The organism is Pararhodobacter sp. CCB-MM2 (assembly GCF_001691415.1).
GTDB lineage: Bacteria > Pseudomonadota > Alphaproteobacteria > Rhodobacterales > Rhodobacteraceae > Pararhodobacter.
The window spans coordinates 1-18908 of the sequence record NZ_LRRR01000002.1; the positions used below are offsets into that span (position 1 = coordinate 1).

The 18908-nt window shown below is 65.2% G+C and carries 16 protein-coding genes and 1 pseudogene; 2 read left to right on the forward strand and 15 right to left on the reverse strand.

Translation table 11 applies throughout. The features are described 5' to 3' along the window. Nucleotides 1–45 precede the first annotated feature (45 nt). From BCY78_RS02940 to BCY78_RS02990, 11 genes are all read right to left on the reverse strand, one after another. Nucleotides 46–930, reverse strand: a complete 885-nt coding sequence (locus tag BCY78_RS02940; protein WP_068297690.1) for an amino acid ABC transporter permease — start codon at nt 928–930, stop codon at nt 46–48. Between the two features lie 182 nt (nt 931–1112). Beyond that, the gene (locus tag BCY78_RS02945; RefSeq protein ID WP_068297693.1) at nt 1113–1991 is read right to left on the reverse strand and encodes a transporter substrate-binding domain-containing protein; all 879 of its coding nucleotides are present in this window, start codon (nt 1989–1991) and stop codon (nt 1113–1115) included. A 1101-nt stretch (nt 1992–3092) separates the two neighbouring features. Continuing rightward, entirely contained in the window at nt 3093–3473 is a 381-nt protein-coding gene (locus BCY78_RS02950) for a DUF983 domain-containing protein (RefSeq protein WP_068297696.1), read from the reverse strand. Between the two features lie 81 nt (nt 3474–3554). Further along, entirely contained in the window at nt 3555–4451 is an 897-nt protein-coding gene (locus tag BCY78_RS02955; RefSeq protein ID WP_068297699.1) for a Pnap_2097 family protein, read from the reverse strand. Next, nucleotides 4448–5725 (reverse strand): MSMEG_0569 family flavin-dependent oxidoreductase, encoded by a 1278-nt coding sequence (locus BCY78_RS02960; RefSeq protein WP_068297700.1) that lies wholly within the window; start codon nt 5723–5725, stop codon nt 4448–4450. The genes BCY78_RS02955 and BCY78_RS02960 overlap by 4 nt, the downstream gene beginning before the upstream one ends. An 11-nt stretch (nt 5726–5736) precedes the next feature. Beyond that, nucleotides 5737–6024 carry an MSMEG_0570 family nitrogen starvation response protein gene (locus BCY78_RS02965; RefSeq protein WP_068298612.1) on the reverse strand — a complete coding sequence of 96 codons (288 nt, stop codon included), beginning with the start codon at nt 6022–6024 and terminating at the stop codon, nt 5737–5739. Further along, nucleotides 6017–6988, reverse strand: a complete 972-nt coding sequence (locus BCY78_RS02970) for a sll0787 family AIR synthase-like protein (protein ID WP_068297701.1) — start codon at nt 6986–6988, stop codon at nt 6017–6019. The genes BCY78_RS02965 and BCY78_RS02970 overlap by 8 nt, the downstream gene beginning before the upstream one ends. Then, a complete protein-coding gene (locus BCY78_RS02975) occupies nt 6985–7536 on the reverse strand; it encodes an MSMEG_0567/Sll0786 family nitrogen starvation N-acetyltransferase (protein ID WP_068297703.1) in 552 nt (183 codons plus the stop codon). The genes BCY78_RS02970 and BCY78_RS02975 overlap by 4 nt, the downstream gene beginning before the upstream one ends. Continuing rightward, entirely contained in the window at nt 7533–8651 is a 1119-nt protein-coding gene (locus BCY78_RS02980; RefSeq protein WP_068297705.1) for an MSMEG_0568 family radical SAM protein, read from the reverse strand. The genes BCY78_RS02975 and BCY78_RS02980 overlap by 4 nt, the downstream gene beginning before the upstream one ends. After that, nucleotides 8644–9630, reverse strand: a complete 987-nt coding sequence (locus BCY78_RS02985) for a Nit6803 family nitrilase (protein ID WP_068297708.1) — start codon at nt 9628–9630, stop codon at nt 8644–8646. Before BCY78_RS02985 ends, BCY78_RS02980 begins: the two co-directional genes overlap by 8 nt. 69 nt (nt 9631–9699) lie before the next feature. After that, entirely contained in the window at nt 9700–10182 is a 483-nt protein-coding gene (locus tag BCY78_RS02990; protein ID WP_068297710.1) for an MSMEG_0572/Sll0783 family nitrogen starvation response protein, read from the reverse strand. A gap of 266 nt (nt 10183–10448) precedes the next feature. On the opposite strand from BCY78_RS02990, the gene BCY78_RS02995 reads away from it, so the two are divergent. Continuing rightward, nucleotides 10449–11813 (forward strand): PLP-dependent aminotransferase family protein, encoded by a 1365-nt coding sequence (locus BCY78_RS02995; protein WP_068297712.1) that lies wholly within the window; start codon nt 10449–10451, stop codon nt 11811–11813. Nucleotides 11814–12117: 304 nt separating this feature from the next. Next, entirely contained in the window at nt 12118–13137 is a 1020-nt protein-coding gene (locus BCY78_RS03000) for an NADH:flavin oxidoreductase/NADH oxidase (protein ID WP_369808689.1), read from the forward strand. An 84-nt stretch (nt 13138–13221) separates the two neighbouring features. Here BCY78_RS03000 and BCY78_RS24520 read toward each other — a convergent pair. From BCY78_RS24520 to BCY78_RS03015, 4 genes and pseudogenes are all read right to left on the reverse strand, one after another. Further along, nucleotides 13222–14056: pseudogene (locus tag BCY78_RS24520) on the reverse strand (IS5 family transposase). Nucleotides 14057–14165: 109 nt separating this feature from the next. After that, nucleotides 14166–16025 carry an alkyl/aryl-sulfatase gene (locus BCY78_RS03005; RefSeq protein ID WP_068297715.1) on the reverse strand — a complete coding sequence of 620 codons (1860 nt, stop codon included), beginning with the start codon at nt 16023–16025 and terminating at the stop codon, nt 14166–14168. Continuing rightward, nucleotides 16022–17890, reverse strand: a complete 1869-nt coding sequence (locus BCY78_RS03010) for a TRAP transporter fused permease subunit (RefSeq protein WP_068297717.1) — start codon at nt 17888–17890, stop codon at nt 16022–16024. Before BCY78_RS03010 ends, BCY78_RS03005 begins: the two co-directional genes overlap by 4 nt. Nucleotides 17891–17918: 28 nt before the next feature. Further along, nucleotides 17919–18899, reverse strand: coding sequence for a TAXI family TRAP transporter solute-binding subunit (locus BCY78_RS03015; RefSeq protein ID WP_068297720.1), 981 nt, complete (start codon nt 18897–18899; stop codon nt 17919–17921). Between the last annotated feature and the right edge of the window lie 9 nt (nt 18900–18908).

Sequence of the window (18908 nt, forward strand, 5' to 3'; positions counted from 1 at the left end):
CTTTGGGGGTCATGGAAAGGTCCTGCATTCTGTCGTCCTTGGCGATCACTTGGCCGGTTTGGCGGTGGTGCGCCGGTCGCCGCGGGCAAAGTGCTTTTCCAGGAAATGCTGGCCGATCGAGAGGATCGTGGTCAGCACGAGGTACCAGATCGAGGCCACGATCAGCAGCGGGATCGTCTGGAAATTCGCGGTGTAGATCAGCTGGGCCGAATACAGCAGTTCCTGCATGGCGATGACGCTGACCAGCGAGGTGGTCTTCAGCATCCCGATCAGCTGGTTGCCAGTCGGCGGAATGATGATGCGCATCGCTTGCGGCAGGATGATCCGCCGGATCACGCGGGCACGGGTCATCCCAAGGGCCTCGGCCGCCTCGTTCTGGCCCTTGTTCACGGCGTTGAGGCCCGAGCGGACGATCTCGGCCATGTAGGCGCTTTCGTTCAGGCCAAGACCCAGAAGGGCGGCGACGAAGACGGTGATGTACTGGTTGGCGGAGAAGGTGCCCAGATTGGGGCCGATCGGGAAGCCCAGCGTGATCTGCGGATACAGCGCCGAGAGGTTGTACCAAAAGATCAGCTGCACCAGCAGCGGCGTGCCACGGAACAGCCACAGGTATCCCGACGCCATCGCGGTCAGGACAGGGTTTCCGGTCAGGCGCATCAGGGCAAGGATTACGCCCAGCACGATCCCGATCGCTATCGCGCTGACCGTCAAGAGCACGGTCATGTACAGCCCCGACAGGATCTGCGGCGAGAACATGTAATCCGCCACGACATCCCAGCGGAACCGGGGGTTCAGCACCATCGAGACCGCGAAGCCGAGGACCACGACGCCCAAAAGGGCGGCCGAGACCCAACGGCCCCAATAGCGCAGCGGGACGACCGGCATGTCCTCGTAGCGGGAAAGCGAATGGGTGGGGTCAACGGATGCCAAGGCATGTCTCCTGCGGTCTGTCGTAGCGGCAATAGGCGACGGGTTACGGATTACCTGTCATGGATGCACGTCGGACCCGTCATGGCAAGTCTGCAGGGGTCACGAGGCATCCCGTCGGCTGGCCGCTGCGGGTCGAGCCGGGGGGCCTGCCCCCGACGGATCGGAGGCAGGCAGGAGGAGGATCAGAACGAGTAGTTCGGCGGGGTCGATTCCTGCGTGTAGATCTCGGCTTCCTCGACAGCGCCGTAGACCACGTCGTTTTCTTCAAGGATCGCCATGTAGGCGCCGCTCTCGATCAGGTGGTCGTAGGCGGCTTTCAGGGCCGCCAGCAGCTCGGGGCTGTTGTCGGTGCGGGCGACGGCGGTCGCGGTCGGGCCGCCTCCAAATTCACCACTGGCGGCAAGGCCTGCATCGAGGTTGATCGATTCCTGCGCACCGCCACGGTTGATCAGCACGCCGTCGACGCGGCCCGAGTTGATCGCCAGAACGGCGTTGGAGACCGAGGGATAGGCGTTGACGGTGGCCGCCTCGGCGCAACCCGCGGTCGCCGATTGCAGCAGCGCCAGTTCGGCCGAGCCGGCCATCGCACCGACGGTCTTGCCGCAGATCTCGTCGATTGCGGTGGGGGCGAAATCGGTGTCGGCCCGGACGAGGAAGGACGAATAATCCTGCCAGCTGGTGACGAAATCGGCGACCTGAAGACGTTCGGCGGTGACATAGAATTCACCGTAGGACAGGTCGAAGCGGTCCGCCTGCAGGCCGGTCAGCGCGGCGGGGAAGGGGATCATCTCCATCTGCGGCTCCAGCCCCAGCACGGCGCTGATGGCGCGGGCGAAATCGGGGTCGAGGCCTTCGTAGGTGCCGTTCTCCTGATAGGACAGCGGGCGGCCCACGTCAGGGATGGCGATGCGCAGCACGCCGGCCTCGCGGATGCTTTCGGGCAGCAGGGCGGCGATTTCGGGGACCGGGGCGATCTCGGTCTGGGCGAGAAGCGCTTGCGGCAGGATCAGGCTGGTCGCCAGAAGCGCGGTTCTGATCATGGTCCGGTGAAACTTGGTCATCGATAGCTCCATGTTGGCAGGGCGTTGCACGTCTTCTTGGTTGGGCGGCGCATGTGGCCGTTCTGTCCCGAATGTCACGACATGCGCCGTCGGTGGCTTTCGGTCCGCGCCAGGCTTGCGCAGCCGCAAATCGCCGATTCATGCGTCACATGTGATATACTACCGATTACCGATACCAATGCAATGCGAAAGTTTTGCGGTAGTCTCGCAAGGAGCCGGGGACAGATCGAGGACTGCAAGGCGGCAAGAGCAATCAAACGGTGGCATGGAAACCTGCGCTACTCCGGTCGGGGCGCAGCTTGGCAATCGAAGACGATGAATAGAGGGGCGCCTCTGTGTCGGGGCGAGCCACGGAGGTGTTCGAGGGTGCCTATTGGGACAGCGAAACAACTGGATCCATCGACAAACATGGCGCAGTTAGTCGTCCTTGAGAAAGAGGATCCTCACCATCATTCGGCCTGATCCAGCGTTTGCGGCGGCCTTGCGTTCGAGCTTGGAGAAGATGCTGGCTGACCTGAGGTCGGTTCGGGAGATTCCGCAGGTGAGGGGCTTGGGTGATGTATGCCTCCGCAATGGCGTCTGGGCGCCCAAATGGGTCCTCGCATCGCCCCGGCGGGTATGGAGAGGTGCCGGGGAGGTCACCTCGGGCGCGGGTACTGTCGGTGCCAATGCGCTTGAACAGTTCGCCCATGACGATGTGCCGGAGCACGCAGGCCGAGGCGGACCCCGGCCTGCGCCGGTTTCGTGACTGGGTAAGCGCGTGTCTGTGCCCGGCCCCGCTGCTGGATCGGGCTTTTAGGTCGGCGATCATCGCCAGCACCGGGCCGGCGCCTCGAAAAATTGCCTCCCCTTGAGAATAAGGCGTTCTCGCACGCGCCCGAGCACCAGCTTGGGCACGACGGGCGTCAGACTCTGCTGCAGGCGGTTGCTCTCGGCGATTTGGGCGTCGGTGCGGACCGGCAACACTATCACAGGGTGTCTTGGCGGCGATCTGATCTTGCCGGCCATTGTCGGCGCAACGGTGGCCGATGCACGACCTCCGCTGCGATTTAGGGAAGTCGCTGGCGGGCCTGCTTCGCCGCTGGGGTGCTTTGTTCGAGATCAGCGGTCCGGACGGCCGAAGCCGTGCATTTCCTTCGCCCATTGGATGCCGATCATCAGCCCCTTCATGCGAGGCAACAGGAGGAGAGACAGGATCAGGGCTACGGTGGACAGGATCAGGGCGAGTTGCAGGGGGCTGTCCTGATATCGCCCCACCATCTGGTGCAACGCGATGCCGACGACATGCACGACCACAAGGATCGTTAGATAGGCCGGGCCGTCATCCGCCCTGTGGTGGTGCAGTTCCTCGCCGCAGGCCGGGCAGGTGGCGTTGACCTTCAGATACCCTCCGAACAGCTTGCCGACACCACAAGCAGGGCAGCGCAGCAGGAGGCCGCGACGAACGGCTAGTTTGGTGTCCCGGGTCTCGGTGGCGCACATGATAGACTCACTCTCGGTCAAGACGGAGGACAGAGAAATACGCCTAGAGCGCCACAAATTAAACAGTCAATCATACAGTCATTATGCGGCATTGTGTCTGTATTGATGGCTATTGTAATCCGGCGACCCTGAGGGGCCGCCGTATCCCTTAGTCACGTCAAAGGTAGGATAATCGACCTGGCCTCTTTGCGTCGTGACCTGCGCCAAGACCCGACCCTTCGCCCGCAAGAGCAGTGTCGTCGCCGTTCCATCATCCTGCATCGCCTCGACAGAGATGTCCTCTCCAGGGTCCAGATTGCCGAGATAGACGATCTGGCGGCGGAGCAGGGGCGTGGAGCCGGGACAGGCCATTTCCGCGATCTTGGAGAAGGTCGGAAAATAGAGCAGCCCGGCCGCGTTGAAATCCATCGTGGGAACGGGCTTGTAGCGCAGGATCGCCGGCCCCGTCGGGCTATCCCGTCGCATGAGGCGGGCGATGCATCGCGCCGTGGCCTGCAGCCGGTCCAACGCTGCGGTGGCCGGGGGCAGGGGAGCCATCCCCGGCAGATTGCCGCGCAGGAGCCGCCGATTGGAGCCGGTCTCGTCGTGGCGGAGGAAGCACGAGATCATCCGCAGACATCCCAGCGGGCCGTCGGGGCCCAGGATCTGCTGCTCGGAGCCGAGGGCATTCGGGCTGACCGCATGGAGCCGCGACCGGATTGTGACACGTGCCGCCAGCAAGGGCCGGATCACCGGCGCGAGCTGCAGATCGGTGGCGCAGAAGGCGGCATAGACCGCATGGCCCTCGGGGTCCCGAAACGCCGTTCCCTCCTGCCCGAGCGCCTCGGCGATCAGCTCCCAATGGCGATCGCCGCCATCCCGAAGCCACCGGGGTTCCGACAGCCCGACCGGCGCGAGATGCCGCATGCCGAGCCGGAGATCCTCGTGCCGTTCGACCGGGCGCAGGACGGGGCTTGCAAGGCGCGGGGCCGCATTCATGGCCGCGTCGCCGGTTCCACGCCCAGCTGAGCCGCGATCTGCCCGGCGAGGTGCCGCGAGTCTTCCTCGATGCCCAGGAAGCGCCCGGATCCCCAGGTGTTCAGCCAACCCAGGCCGATGAAATGCAGTCCGGGCTGCGCGGTCACGCCGCGATCGAACACCGGCTTGCCGCGCGCGTCGAAGACATCGGCCTCGATCCAGCTGTAATCCGGGCGAAAGCCGATGGCCCAGAGGACCGAGGTGATCCCCGCTTCGGCAAGATCAAGCCGGGTGCGCTCGGCCTCGGGCTCCCAGAGCTTGGCGAAAGGCGGCTCCTCGGGCGCGTCGATGCCCTCGCGGGTGATATAGGCGTCGATCTGGCTGCAGATGCCCAGATAGGACCGATCCGCATCGTCGAGGTTCTTTTTCAGGTCGGGCAGGAACGATACCTCGGTCCCCGCCATGTTCGCCAGCGAGCCATAGAGTTCGACACCCTGTTCGACATGGAACCGGCGTAGGTCGATCTCCTTGCCGCCATCCCGGCCGGACATGTAGTGGTTGGTTTGGGTCAGCGCCTTCACCGGATCGGGATGCGAAGCGATCGTGATCGCATAGTGACCCGCCTCGTACAGCCAGTCCGTCGCGTCCCGGCCCCGGTACTTCCGGGGCGAGCGGGGCGCGGGCCCGACGGCGAGGTGGACGGGCCGCCCGGCGCGGGTGAAATCTTCCATCAACTGCACACCGGACTGACCTGTCCCGACGATCAGCACCCCGCCCTCGGGGAACTGGTCGACATTCCGATAATCGACAGAATGCATCTGGACGATCTCCGGCGCGAGATCCTTGGCATAGGGCGGCTCGATCGGCGTGTCATAGCCGCCAGTCGCGATCACCACCTGATCGCAGGTCCAGGTGCCGGCCGAAGTTTCGACGCTGTATCCGCCGTGGCGGAGGGGCGCGACGCGGGTGACCGCAACGCCCTCGCGCAGGTTCGGCCGGGTCTTCTCGGAAAAGGCGTCGAGGTACTCGGTTATCTGGTCCCTGAGCATGAAGCCGTCCGGGTCGGTGCCGCCGAACTCCCGGTCGTAGTGGAAATCGGGCAGGCGGCATTGCCAGTTCGGGGTCACCAGACAGAAGCTGTCCCAACGGTTGTGGCGCCACGAATGGAACTTCGCGTGGCGTTCGAAGACCAGAGAGTCGATGCCCATGGCCTTCAGGCACGAGGCCACCGACAGGCCGGCCTGCCCGCCGCCGACGATCACCACCGGGACATGCGGGGTCAGAGTGTCTTTCATCGGTTCGTTCCTCATTGCGTAATCGACAGGCAGGCGATCTCGCTGCCCTGTTTGTCCGGGATGGCCTCGATGCGGGCCTCGATGCGGTCGAGCTGGTCCATGGCCGAGCTGCAGGCGAAGCCGTATTTCCGCTCGACCCGGTTGGATGCCCGGACCAGTGCGATGCGGGCGCGTTGCAAGAAATCGAGCGTGGGATAGCGCCGCCCCGGTTCGAACAACTCGGTCACGACGCTCGAGGGCGAATACAGGCGCTCCTCGGTGCCGTCGGGCCAGCGGACGGTCCAGTAGGTCTCAGGCATCGACGCCTCCCAGATCAAGATAGGGGTCCTGCGCATGGTCCCAGAAGGTCACGCTCTCGCCCTCGCGGCGCAGGCTGACCGCGCTGCCCGGTTTCACCCGCCCGATCGCCGCCGCTTCGATGCCGCGACGGGCAAAGGCCGAACAGACGGCGTTCGCATTCTCCGGCGCGACGGACAGCAGAAAGCCGAAGCTGGGAAAGCTGCGCAGCCATCGTTCCACATCGACACCGGACGGGGGATCGAGCGCGTCGAGGTCGATCTCGATAGCGACGCCCGAGCATTCCGCCAGCATGAGCGCGGTGCCGACGATCCCCCCCTGGCTGATGTCCTTGCCGGCGCGCAGAAGCCCGTCCTCGGCCAGAGCCGGCAGGAGCGCCAGATCGCCGCGCAGACGCTCGGCCGGAGCGTTCAGCGCGGCGCAGAAGTTGTCGAAATTGTAGTGGGACCCTCGGTGATCGATCGCCGCGATCAGGCAATCGCCGGGACGCGCGTCGACACTGGTGATCAGGCGATGTGCCTTGCCAAGGACCGAGGCCGCGAGGCCCAGCGAAGGCGCGGACAGGTTGGTATGCCCGCCCACCAACGGCACGCCATAGGCCAGCGCCGCGTCCCGCATTCCGTGCAGGACGGGCTCCGCCGTCGCGGCATCCGGGGCCCAGACCTGATTGACGATCCCGGTCGCCCGCCCGCCCATGGCGGCGATGTCGGACAGGTTGACCATGACGGCACACCAACCCGCGAACCACGGATCGGCCGCGACGAAAGCCGGGATGAAGCCCTCGCCGGCGAGAAGGTCGAAGCTCCCGTCGTCAAGCGGCAGCACGGCGGCATCGTCGCCCGGATGCCCCGCACTTGCGGCCGTCAGACCCAACATGCGCGTGGCCTTGGCGATCGCCAGCTTCGACCGGATCGAGGGATGCGCCCGCAGGGACTCGGCGAGGGATGTCAGGATGGGATCGCTCATGACAGGGCCTTGCGCAGACGGGGGCGGAGATACCAACCCGCGACGGGATCGGCGCAGGCCGGGTAATGGCGGAGGTCGGCTTCCATCCGCATATGCGCTGTTCCGTGGAACATCACCTCTTCCAGCGGATGCCAGTTGAGCCTGCGAAACAACGGCACGTTCTGGATCTGCACATGCGCAAGGAACCGGTCGCAACCACGGGCGTTGGCCAGGCAGACCGCAAGGCGGATCAGCTCGGTCCCCAATCGTCCGACCGCGCGGAAGCCCTCGTCCACCGCGAGGCGCGATCCCCACCACAGACGCGGCGCCACTTCATGCACGCGCACGGTCCCCACCACCTGATCGGCTTCATGGGCATAGGTGGACAGCGCGACGAGATGGGTGGCGATCAGGTCGATCGGGTCACGATCATGCACGCTGAACACCCCCTGTTCCTCGACGAAGACCCGGTGGCGCAACCGGGCCGCGCCCTCGGCCTCGAAACGCGTCGAGGCGGCGCGAATGTAGTAGCCCGGGCTCTGGAACTGGCGCGGTTCGAGTTCGATCATGCGGGGATCCTCCGCGGCAGCTTGAGTGTCTCGTAGGACGAGAGCGCGGAGCAGGCGCCGCATTTGCCGCAACCCGCCTTCATCTCGGCGGAGCGGATGCCCGCGCGCGCGATCATCTGGCCGAGCGGCTCGAGGATGGAGGCCATGAAGTCCGACGACGGCGCAGGATGGCTTTCCAGCGGCGTGCCCGAGATCGGCACGAAGGGCACCACGAAGGGATAGACCCCCATCGCGCAAAGCCGCTCGCCCATGGACAGGATCGCCTCGCGCGTGTCGCCGAGACCCGCGAGGATATAGGTCGAGACCTGCCCGCGCCCGAAGACCTTCACCGCCGCCTCGAAGCTGGAGAAGTACTTCTCCAGCGGAACCGAGGCCTTGCCCGGCATGATCCGCTGGCGCACCTCGGGCGTCACCGCCTCTAGATGCATCCCGAGCGTGTCGATCCCTGCGTCAAACATGCGCTGGTGCCAGATGTCGTCCTCGGGCGGCTCGCATTGGCCCTGCAGGGGCAGATCGACCGCTGCCTTGATCGCCGCGGCGCTTTCGCACAGCACCTTGGCCCCCCGGTCGCTCCCGGCAGGCGTCCCGGTGGTCAGCACCATATGCGTGACGCCGTCCAGCTCGACCGCGGCCTTGGCGACCTCGGCCAGCTGCTGCGGCGTCTTGTGGGCGATGGTGCGCCCGGCCGCGAGGCTCTGGCCGATGGCGCAGAACTGGCAGGTTTTCTTGCGGCTCTCGTAGCGGATGCAGGTCTGCAGCACCGTGGTCGCCAGCACGTCGCGCGAATGCAGCGCCGCGATCTGGCTGTAGGGAATGCCGTCCGCCGTCTTCAGCTGGTAGAACCGGGCGCGGGTCGGAAAGCGGACCATCGCCACCTCGACCCCATCCCGGGTCACGCGGGCCGCGCCGGTGTCGTCTGGCGCCTCGACCAGATAGGGGCTGTCGAAGCTGGGCGCGGTATGGACCGGGATCATCACCGTCCGGTCGCCAATGGTGATCGCCTTGTGATCCGACGGTCCGGCCCCGCCGCGCCGGCTCTCGTGGCCGACGCCCGGATCGACCAGTCGCATGCCATGGGTCTGCAATTCGTTGATCAGCGTGGCCGTATCAAGCATCGGGATGATCCTCCTGAAACTGGGGCGAGAGAGGCGGCTGTTGCGGGATGCCCTGGACATGGCGCGTCGGCGCCGGGCGCGTGTCGTGCAGAAGCGACAGCAGTTCCGGGCGCGCGTAGTGGCCGACGCTGTCCATCATCCGCTTGCGTTTGGCGACCAGCCTCATGTCCAGATCGGCGATCACGAGACCCTCGCCCGAGGTGCGGGGCTCGGCCAGATGGCGGCCTTCGGGCGAAATGACGCAGGTCATGCACCCGCTGCGCATCGCGGCCTGCAGGGCGAGGTCGGGATGGATCTGGGCGATCTGCTCCTCGGTCAGCCAGCCGGTGGCACAGACCACGAAACAGCCCGATTCCAGCGCGTGATGGCGCATGGTGACCTCGATCTGGTCGCGGAAGATGTCGCCCACCAGCGAGCCGGGGTAGTGGCCGGCGTGGATTTCCTCGTGCTGGGTCATCAGCGCGTAGCGGGCGAGCGGATTGTAATGCTCCCAGCATGCCAGAGCGCCGACCCGGCCCACCTTGGTCTCGACCACGCTCAGCCCGGCGCCGTCGCCCTGACCCCAGACCATGCGCTCGTGGTAAGTCGGGGTGATCTTGCGCCGTTTCAGGGCCAGCGTGCCATCGGCGTCGAAAATGAGCTGCGTGTTGTAGAGCGAGCCGTGATCGCGCTCGTTGACGCCCAGCACGACCACGACGCCGCGCTTGCGGCAGGCCTCGGCCACGGCCTGCGTCTCGGGCGAGGGGACCACGACGGCTTCCTTCATCAGCTCGAGATGCGGCGCGCCTTGCTGGACCGGCGGCAGGACGAAGCTGAAATAGGGATAATAGGGAACGAAAGTCTCGGGGAAGACGATGAACGCCGCACCCTTGTCGGCGGCCTCGGCGATGGCGTTCAGGACCCGCTCGATGGTGCCGGCGCGACCGGACAGGTCCGGGGCGATCTGCACCGCGGCGGCGCGAATGATGTCCGTTCTCATGGCGAACCTTTCAGGATCGAGGCGGGGAGGGTCAGCGGGCCGGCGCAGGGTTGCCCCGGCCCGGGATCGTCACACCGTCCAAGTGTCGAGGATCACGGCATTGGCCTTCTTGTGAAGAAGGATGCAGTCCAGAACGTCCTGCGGCGCGATCGGGGTGATGCCCGGCAGGAGCGAGGGCTCGCCATGGCCATAGAGCGCCTGCAGCGCGAAGCGGCAAGCATAGACCTTGCCGCCTTCGCCCATGAACTTCTTCAGGTTCACCGCAAAGTTCTGATGGCCCGGGAACGCCTCGTCGCCCAGCGTCGGGAAGCCGCGCTGAATGCCCAGCGTGACGCCGGGGCCGTAGAGCAGGATCGAGGTCTCATAGCCCTTCCGGTTCAGCCGGATCGCATTGAGAATGTTCACCAGCCCGATCGAGCCCTCGAAGGCGACGGTGTGGAAGGTGACAAGGGCCTTTTCGCCCGCGTCGGCCTTCACGTCCTCGAAGACTTTCTCTTCATAATTGACGAAGAAATCGCCGTCCTTGTGTGCTTCCTTGGTGACCTGTGGCATCCCGCCCTCCTTGATTGGTACGAGGAAAGCGTTCTTTGATGGGCAATATGCAGTCAATCAAAGTAACAATATGCATACAATATAGCCAATAATGGCAGGGCTTGCTGTTCAAGATTTGGGCGGCGCGCAGCCTCTTTGAGCTCAGGGCGGGCGAAATGCCAAGGAAGCCTGCGCCCAACGGCCGCACCAAGGTGAAAGATCCATACAACACCCCTTCAATCTCTCGAATCAATCGACTAGCGTCGCCGGGAACAGGAGATGTTTCGATGATGGATTGGATTCCCCGGCTGGATGACACCGGCAAGCCGCGCTATCTGGCGATCGCCGATGCCATTGCGCAGGATATCCAGCAGGGTCGGCTGGGCAGTGGCGACCGCCTGCCGCCGCAGCGCCGCCTCGCGGCGAGCCTGGGCCTCGATTTCACCACCGTCTCGCGGGCCTATGCCGAAGCGCAGAGCCGGGGCCTCGTGTCGAGCCATGTCGGCCGCGGCACCTTCGTCACCTCCCGCTCCTCGGCCGCCGAGGATCCCGAGCGCAAGCGCGCGGGGGATCTGTCGATGAACATGCCGCCGGAGCCGACGGATCCCGATCTTGTAGCCCGGATGCAGGCAGGTCTGGGCTATGTTTCGGCCAATCTCGTCGATCTGCTACGCTATCAGTCGCCGATCGGCGCGGAACGCGACCGGATCGCCGCGTCGATCTGGCTGAGCCTGCGCGGCATGGTCCCGTCGATGGAGCGTGTTGCCGTCACGCCTGGGGCCCATGCGACGATGAGCGCGATCCTGTCGATCATCACCCGGCCCGGCGACCGGATCCTCTGCGAGCGCGTCACCTATCCCGGCATCCGCAACATCGCGGCGCGGTTCGGCGTGACTCTGATCGGGTTGGAGATGGACGAACACGGCATCACGCCGGACGCCCTGCGCGCGGCCATCGCCCGGCATCAGCCCAAGGCGCTCTACCTGAATCCGACGCTTCAGAACCCGACGACACTGACCATCCCGGTCGAGCGGCGTCTGGCCCTGGCCGAGGTACTCAATGCGACCGGGCTCACGCTGATCGAGGATGACGCCTATGGCTTCATTCCGGCCAAGGCTCCCGCGCCGCTGGCGCTGTCCGCACCTGATATGACCTGGCATATCGGCGGTCTGGCCAAATGCATCGGCGCCGGGCTTCGGCTGGCCTTCACCATCGCCCCCTCACCGCGCTGTGCGATCCGGCTCTCGCAGGCGATCCGGGCGATGTCGGTGATGCCTTCGCCCCTGTCCGCTGCCCTGACGACGCAATGGATCGAGGATGGCACGGCTGATGGCATCCGGCGCTTCATCCGGGCGGAAAGCGCGGCGCGGCAGGCCATCGCCCGCGAGGCGCTGGAGGGCTTCAGCTTCGACGCGTCGGAGAATGCCTTCAACGTCTGGCTGACCCTGCCCGAGGGCGTGGGGCGCGCGGATGTGGTGGTCAAGATGGCCGGCAGGCCGCTCGGCCTCATCCCGTCGGACGCCTTCACGGTGGACGGCATCCCCGAGGATAAGCTGCGGGTCTCCCTTGGCGGCCAGCTCAGCCGGGAGAGCCTGCGCGAGAACCTGATGTTCCTGCATCAGGCGCTCCTGCCCAGCGGGTTCTTGGGTTGAAGCACGAATTGTCCGTGCCGAGACCACGCAGATCGCCTGCGGCTGTCAAAGGGCGTGCTTCATCGATGAATGAGAGTGGGTGAGAAAATTCCGACCGATGACCGCGTTACAGATCCCTTGCGACAGTATCGGAAAACGCCTTCAGGGCTTCTTCGTTTCGACGATAGAATGTCCACTGTCCAACGCGCGTAGGAAGGACAAGCCCTGCGCGTTGCAGGACTGCAATGTGGGTTGAGGTCGCCGAAGCCGATAGCCCGCAGCGCTTCTGGAGCTGGTTGACGCAGACACCGCTAACGCCATCGCAGTGGTCGTTCGGCGGGAAGCTCCCGGGATCCTTCAGCCACTGCAGCTGCGAGGCGTTACGATGCGCAATCGCCTTGCTCTCTCCCCGATGTGCCAATACTCGGCGACGAATGGCTTCGCGAATGACTACCACATCGCGCACTACGCGAAGTTTGCGATCGGGGGCTTTGGGCTGGTCATGGTGGAGGCAACAAGTGTCGCTCCGGAAGGGCGCATAACTCACGGCGATCTCGGGATCTGGAACGACATGCAAGTCGACGGGTTGGAGCGCATCGCGACTATCATCAAGACCAACAACGCCTTAGCTGGCATACAGATCGGGCATGCCGGCCCGAGAGCGTCAACCCTGCAGCCATGGCACGGCAACACGCCGATCCCAGCCGAAACAGAGCTGGCTGGCGAACACGCTTGGCCAACCGTCTCTGCGTCCTCAATCACATGCGAGCCGAGAGACATTGCCCCTGTCGCTCTTGACGACACTGGATTGGACCGGATGAAAGGTGAATTCGTCGCCGCTGCGCGACGCGCCGTTCGTGCCGGATTCGACGTCATCGAAGTTCATAGTGCGCATGGCTTCTTGCTCAATTCTTTCTTGTCGCCCCTGACCAATGAGCGCAGCGACGCATACGGGGGATCCAGGGAAAATCGGATGCGCTTCCCGCTCGAGGTCGTCAGTGCCATCAGAGCTGCAATCCCGGAAAGCATGCCTCTGTTTGTCCGCATATCGGCCGTAGACGGCTCTCGAGACAGGTGGACGATCGAAGACTCGGTTGCTTACGCGCACGAGCTTTCTGCTTTGGGCGTTGACGTGGTGGACAATTCCTCAGGTGGATTTGGCGTCTTCCACTATCCGATGGGCTATGGTTTTCAGGTCCCGTATGCAGAGCGGATCAAGCGCGATGTGCCCGTTGCAACCATGGCGGTTGGGTTGATTGTCGACGCGAAGCAAGCTGAGGACATTGTCACAAGCGGTCGCGCAGACATCGTCGCGATTGGACATGCGGCGCTGCGAGACCCCTAATTTGCAGCGAATGCTCGGCAGCAGTTGAACCCAGCTACCGCCGAATCTCTTTATCAGGACTGGATTCCTCAGCTCGGTTGGTGGCTAACCAACCGCGCCAAGCGCCTGGAGAAGCTGGGGCCGCGCGATTGAGGCGCGGTTCATCCCCTCAACACACTCTGGAAGAGGGGAACTGATGATGGTGCATCGGGCATGGCATTCGATGATACGGCTCAAGTCCTTCAGCCTGCCGAACATGATCGCGATGCGGTTGCGGCGTTTGTAGCGACGCTTGTCGTATTTGACGGTTTTGGAGCGCTGCTTCTGGCCGGGGATACATGCCCGTATGCCTTTGTCTCTCAAAGCATCTCTCAATCAATCGGCGTCATAGCCACGATCCCCGAGCAGCCATTCCACTCTTGGCAGGCTCTCGAGCGAGGCCGCGGCGCCGATGTAATCGCGGCCTTGACCGGTGCTGACAAAGAGGCTGATCGGACCACCCTTGCTGTCGCAGATCGCGTGCCGCTTCGTATTCTTGCCGGCTTTGGTGCATCCAATCAGGCGGCCATGCCCCCTTCTTGGCAGCCAGACTGGACGCCGTGCGATGGGCTTTGAGGGACTTGCGCCGGCTCACTCGAACGCATGGCGTTGGCCTGTTCACATCGATCATCGCGGGCCATTCCTCGCCGTGATCAGCCGCCAGACCGACCATCAACTGAGCGAAGATCCCCCTGTCGCTCCACCGCTTCCAACGGTTGTGAAGGGTCTCGTGCGGGTCATCTTCCTTCGGTGCATCCCGCCACCGCAAGCCATTGCGATTGATGAAGACTATCCCGCTCAAAACACGCCGATCATCAACGCGAGGCTTGCCGCGGGACTTGGGAAAGTAGCTCTCCAGACGCGCCATCTGCGCATCCGTCAGCCAGAACAGATCAGGGATGTCACCGCTCGTTCTTCCGGCGGAGAATCGTGCCGACAGACGGGAATGGACGTGTCCTGAGCCTAAGTGTGAAGCAGACTCTGCAGTCCTTCAAATTTGTCGGCGGTGGTCAAGCCGGGCGGTCGATGACCGGAAAACCGGGGTCGAAGCTGTCCAGTAGTCCGGCAATCAGGCGGAACAGCGGGGTAGCCCCGGCGTCCGGCCCGCCGAATGCCAGATCCTCCAGTGCCTTGCGCGGTACCGTCAGGGCATCCGACGCCGGCGGCAGCGGGCGATAGGTCAGGGCGCCGTTGCGCAGGGTCAGGCGATAGCTCTCACCCGTTTCGGCTAGGGTGATGTCCTCGGACCGGTCCAGCCCCTCGGCTCGGGCGGCGTTCAGGCGAATGCCAAGGTAATCCAGCAGCATCGGCGCCGTCATCGCGCGTTTCTGATCCGGATTCGCGGTCTTGGGCGCGGGCCATGTCAGGATGCCGTGCCGCAATTCATGCGCGGCGGTCAGGTATTCGTTGCGCCAACTGGCGGCGCTGCTTTGGTAGCCCAGCTGCTCCAGCGCGTCGGCCTGCAGGTCGCGGGCGGGGCGGTGGTCGGGCCGGGCAAAGACCACATGGCGCAGCACCTCGGCCACCCAGCGGTAGTCGCCGGCGTCGAAGCTCTCGCGCGCCTTCGCGACTACCGCATCCGCGCCTCCCATGAAAGCGACATAGCGTTCGGCAGCGGCACGCGGCGGGTGGGGGTTCAGCGTCGCCGGATGCGAGTCGTACCAGCCGAGATAGCGCTGAAAGACCCCTTTCGCGTTATGCGAGGCGGTGCCGTAGAAGGGCAGGCAATCCCAAGCCTGCGAGAGGCCCACGGGCAGGGTGAGGGCTTCGGCGATCTCGGGCGCCGTGAGGCCCTGATTGGCCAGCCGAAGGGTCTGGTCATGCAGATGCTTGTAGAGGTCGCGTTGCCGCTCCAGCAGGGCGACAATCCGGTCGCGGCCCCAGGCCGGCCAATGGTGCTGGGCGATCATCGCCTCGACTTGATCGCCGAACAAGGCGACCGCTTGATCCAGCGCTTGCCACCACGCCACCGCGCTACGCACCGCCGCGCCGCGCAGGGTGTAGAGGTTGTGCATCGTCCGCGTCGCCAGCTCGGCCGCGCAGAGGGTGCGGAAGGCGGGCAGATAGAACAGGAATTCGGCCGGGGCTTCGGTGTCCGGGGCCATTTGGAAGACGAACTCCACGCCGTCCAGAACCCGCCGCTCGCCGGTTTCGCGGATTTCGTCATTCGGGGCGATCAGCGTCACGCGGCCGGTCGAGACGGATTTCCCGAGACCGGAATCAACCTGCCCCAGTGGCCCCTTCTCCAGCATCGCGCCCGAGAAATAGACCGTGCGGCGGTACATGGCATGGCCGGCGAGCAGCGTCTCCGAGATCGCCTCGTGCAGGAACCCTTCGGGCGCGAGGATCGGCAGCTTGGTGGCCTCTTCCTCGGTGACGATACCGCGCGCGCCGCCGTAATGATCCGCGTGACAATGGGTGTAGACGATCGCCGTTACCGGGCGCGGACCGCGATGGCGGCGATAGAAGGCCAGCGCCGCGGCGGCGGCATCGGCGCTGACGAGGGGATCGACAACGATCACCCCGCGCTCGCCCTCGATCAGGGTCATGTTCGACAGATCGAAGCCGCGCAGCTGGTAGACGCCGGGCACGACTTCGAACAGCCCGGCGATGCGGTTGAGGCGCGCCTGCTGCCAGAGGGCGGGATGAACGGTATCGGGCGTCTCCTCGGGGTCGAGGAAGGCATAGCGGGTCAGATCCCAGACCGGGCGACTGCCATCCTTGGACAGGATAACGCCGGGGTCGAGCGCGGCGATCAGCCCACGCTCGGCCTCGGCGCGGTTCAGCGCCAGATCCTCGGGCAGGGCCTGTGCCGCCGCGCGGTTCAGGGCGATGGTGGCGGCGCTGGCGGGCTTGGCGGTCGAGGTCATGAGACCTGCCCCGCCGGCGCGGAAGGATTGGCGAGACGCTCCCACAGGATCTTCGCCCCGGCCAGTGCCATCAGCACCAGCGCCACGGGCGACAAAGGGTTCCACAGCACCGGCGCAAGGACCAGCACCGCTGCCAGCACGAAATGGCCGAGCCGGAAGGCGACCGACATCCGGCCCGAGGCCGCAGCATAGATCCGCAGCGCCAGCAGCACGGACAGCGCCAGTGCGGCGATCGACAGAGGGTCGCCCGACAGCAGCAATTCCTCGCGGTAGCACCAGACGAAGGGCAGCACGAAGGCCGCCCCCGCCGCGCGCAGGGCGAGAAGGCTGGTCTTCCACATGTTCGCCTTGGCCAGTCCCGCCGCGACATAGGAAGACACGGCGACCGGCGGGGTCAGGAACGACATCACGCCGAAATAGAAGATGAACATATGCGCGGCCAGAGGCGTGACCCCCATGGCGATGATCGAGGGGCCGATGACCGTGGCCAGCACGATGTAGATCGCCGTCGAGGGCATGCCCATGCCGAGGATGATGCACAACACGCCCGTCAACAGCAGCACCGGGAACAGTCCCAAGGCCGCACCCGCCTGCGTCAACAGGAAGGACAGCGATTGCGCGAGGCCGCTGAGGTTCATCACGCCGACGACAATGCCGGCGCCGCCGGCGATCATCAGGATCGGCAGCATCCCCTCGCCGCCGTCGAGGATCAGCCCCTTCCAGTCGGCCCGGTTGAGGAACCGCTTCTTCAGCAGCGCCAGCACCATGAGCAAGGCAGCAGATCCAAGCGCGGCAATGGTCGGCTGGCTGCCGCGCCAGAACAGCAGATACATCAGCCATGCCAGCGGCAGCACGAAGATCCAGCCGCGTTTCAGCACCGGCCATGCGCGGGGCAGCTCGGCCTTGGGCAAGCCGCTGGCCCCTTGCCGGACGGCCAGCGCGTCGACGTGGAAATAGAGGCAGGCATAGTAGAAGATCGCGGGCAGAAGCGCGGCCAGCACGACCTCGGCATAGGAAATCTGCAGGAACTCGGCCATCAGGAAGGCCGTCGCGCCCATCACCGGCGGAGCCAATTGCCCGCCGGTCGAGGCCACGGCCTCGATCGCTGCCGCCTGATGCGCGCGCAATCCGGTGCGTTGCATCAAAGGGATGGTGACCACGCCCGTCGACATGATGTTGCCCACGGGCGAGCTTGAGACCGAGCCGAACAGCCCCGAAGCGATCACCGCAACCTTGGCCGGCCCGCCTCGGCGATGCCCGAAGGCCGAGAGGCATAGATCGGTGAAGAAGCTGGTGGCGCCCGAGACTTCCAGCATCCGCCCGAACACGAGGAAGGCCAGGACCAGCGTGGCGACGATGGACAGGATCATGCCCACGACGGCGTTGGAATCGGTGTAGAGGTAATAGGTCAGCGCCCGCGCGCTGGAGTAATTCGCCTGAAACGGCTGCGGCAGGTGGTGGCCCAGAAGGCCATAGGCCACCAGCGCATAGACCAGAAGCGTGATCGACAGACCGCAGGATTTGCGGAGCCCTTCCATAAGCGCCAGCAGGGCGATGGCGCCGGGGATCACCTTGTCCGGCGAATAGCCCGAGAGCGAGAACATCCACGCCTCGGTCTGCGAGGCCGACCAGATCCACGCGGCGATCCCGGCCCAGCCGATCAGTACCTCGACCGGGCCGGCCTTGGCGCCGTAGGGATAACGCAGGAAGACGGCGGCGGTGGCGACGCCCAGATAGGGCGCCAGCCATTCGTATTGGATGAGCGGCAGGCCGATGCGGCCCGGCACGTCAAAGATCCAGGCCAGCCCGCCGAGAAAGAGCCAGACCAGATAGACCTGGTAGAGAAGCGTTGTCGCGCGGGTCATCGTTCTGCCTGTCCTGCCATCCGTCTCGTCAGTTCAGCAAGGCATCTTGCTGCGCCTGATGGGCATCGGTCCACAGCCCCACTTCGCGGAAATAGGTGATCGCGCCGGGGTGATAGGGATGCGACAGCGTCTCGGGCACCATGTTCTCGGCCCGCATCCCGCGCAACGGCGGCAGGGCCTCCTGCGCTTGCGCCCAGTTCTGATGGATCGTCTGCGTCAGGGCATAGGCGTCCTCGTCCGACATCGCGGTGCCGACGTTGAGGAAGGTGTTGAAGGACACGGCGTCGATGGGCTCGGGGATGCCGACCTGCGCGGGCGAGGGGCCGACGGCGTTGATCTGCAAGCCGACGACATCGGTGATCGCCTCGTGGTTCTCGCCCAAGGTCAGCACGCGGATGCCACCCGGAATGGTCGCGTCGGCCTGCCGCAGGGGCGGGATCCCCAGCGCCACCATCGAGGCGTCGATGCGCCCGTCCTGCACCCCGGTGATCGCATCGTCGATACCCGCCGTCACCACCGATTCCACGTCGTCGAAGGTCAACCCGGCCGAGGCCAGCGTGGCGCGGATCACCTCGTCAAAGGCGCGGATGGCGCGGAACTGGGTGACCACGCGGCGACCGCGCAGATCGGCGACCGAGGTCAGGCCGTCGCTGCCCCTTGTGAAGAACTGGAACGAGGGGCGCGAGACGACCAGAAGCGCGCGCATGTTGGTCATCGCGGCCGGGTAGGGATCGACCCCGGCATAGGCATCACGCGATTCCAGACCGCCGAGGATGCCGGCCTCGATATCGCCGGTATGCACCATCGGCAAATAGCTGGTGGTCCCGGTGAAGGGCCGCGCGGCGCCGGTCGTGCCGAGATGCTCCTGCACCAGTGTCGAGAGCGTGGTGCCGATCTGGTTGTAGAGCGACCCGGCCGGGCCGGTGCCAATGGTCAGCCGGTCCAACGCGGCAACGGGGGCCGAGATGGCCAAGGCGACAGCGGTGGTCAGGGCAAAAAGTCGTTTCATGGTTCCTCC

Coding starts and splice junctions, on each gene's coding strand:
- BCY78_RS02970 (WP_068297701.1), bottom strand. CDS start 6,988: ATGAGCGATCCCATCCTGACATCCCTCGCCGAGTCCCTGCGGGCGCAT.
- BCY78_RS03005 (WP_068297715.1), bottom strand. CDS start 16,025: ATGACCTCGACCGCCAAGCCCGCCAGCGCCGCCACCATCGCCCTGAAC.
- BCY78_RS03015 (WP_068297720.1), bottom strand. CDS start 18,899: ATGAAACGACTTTTTGCCCTGACCACCGCTGTCGCCTTGGCCATCTCG.
- BCY78_RS03010 (WP_068297717.1), bottom strand. CDS start 17,890: ATGACCCGCGCGACAACGCTTCTCTACCAGGTCTATCTGGTCTGGCTC.
- BCY78_RS02985 (WP_068297708.1), bottom strand. CDS start 9,630: ATGAGAACGGACATCATTCGCGCCGCCGCGGTGCAGATCGCCCCGGAC.
- BCY78_RS02990 (WP_068297710.1), bottom strand. CDS start 10,182: ATGCCACAGGTCACCAAGGAAGCACACAAGGACGGCGATTTCTTCGTC.
- BCY78_RS02995 (WP_068297712.1), top strand. CDS start 10,449: ATGATGGATTGGATTCCCCGGCTGGATGACACCGGCAAGCCGCGCTAT.
- BCY78_RS02955 (WP_068297699.1), bottom strand. CDS start 4,451: ATGAATGCGGCCCCGCGCCTTGCAAGCCCCGTCCTGCGCCCGGTCGAA.
- BCY78_RS02975 (WP_068297703.1), bottom strand. CDS start 7,536: ATGATCGAACTCGAACCGCGCCAGTTCCAGAGCCCGGGCTACTACATT.
- BCY78_RS02945 (WP_068297693.1), bottom strand. CDS start 1,991: ATGACCAAGTTTCACCGGACCATGATCAGAACCGCGCTTCTGGCGACC.
- BCY78_RS02980 (WP_068297705.1), bottom strand. CDS start 8,651: ATGCTTGATACGGCCACGCTGATCAACGAATTGCAGACCCATGGCATG.
- BCY78_RS02965 (WP_068298612.1), bottom strand. CDS start 6,024: ATGCCTGAGACCTACTGGACCGTCCGCTGGCCCGACGGCACCGAGGAG.
- BCY78_RS02950 (WP_068297696.1), bottom strand. CDS start 3,473: ATGTGCGCCACCGAGACCCGGGACACCAAACTAGCCGTTCGTCGCGGC.
- BCY78_RS02960 (WP_068297700.1), bottom strand. CDS start 5,725: ATGAAAGACACTCTGACCCCGCATGTCCCGGTGGTGATCGTCGGCGGC.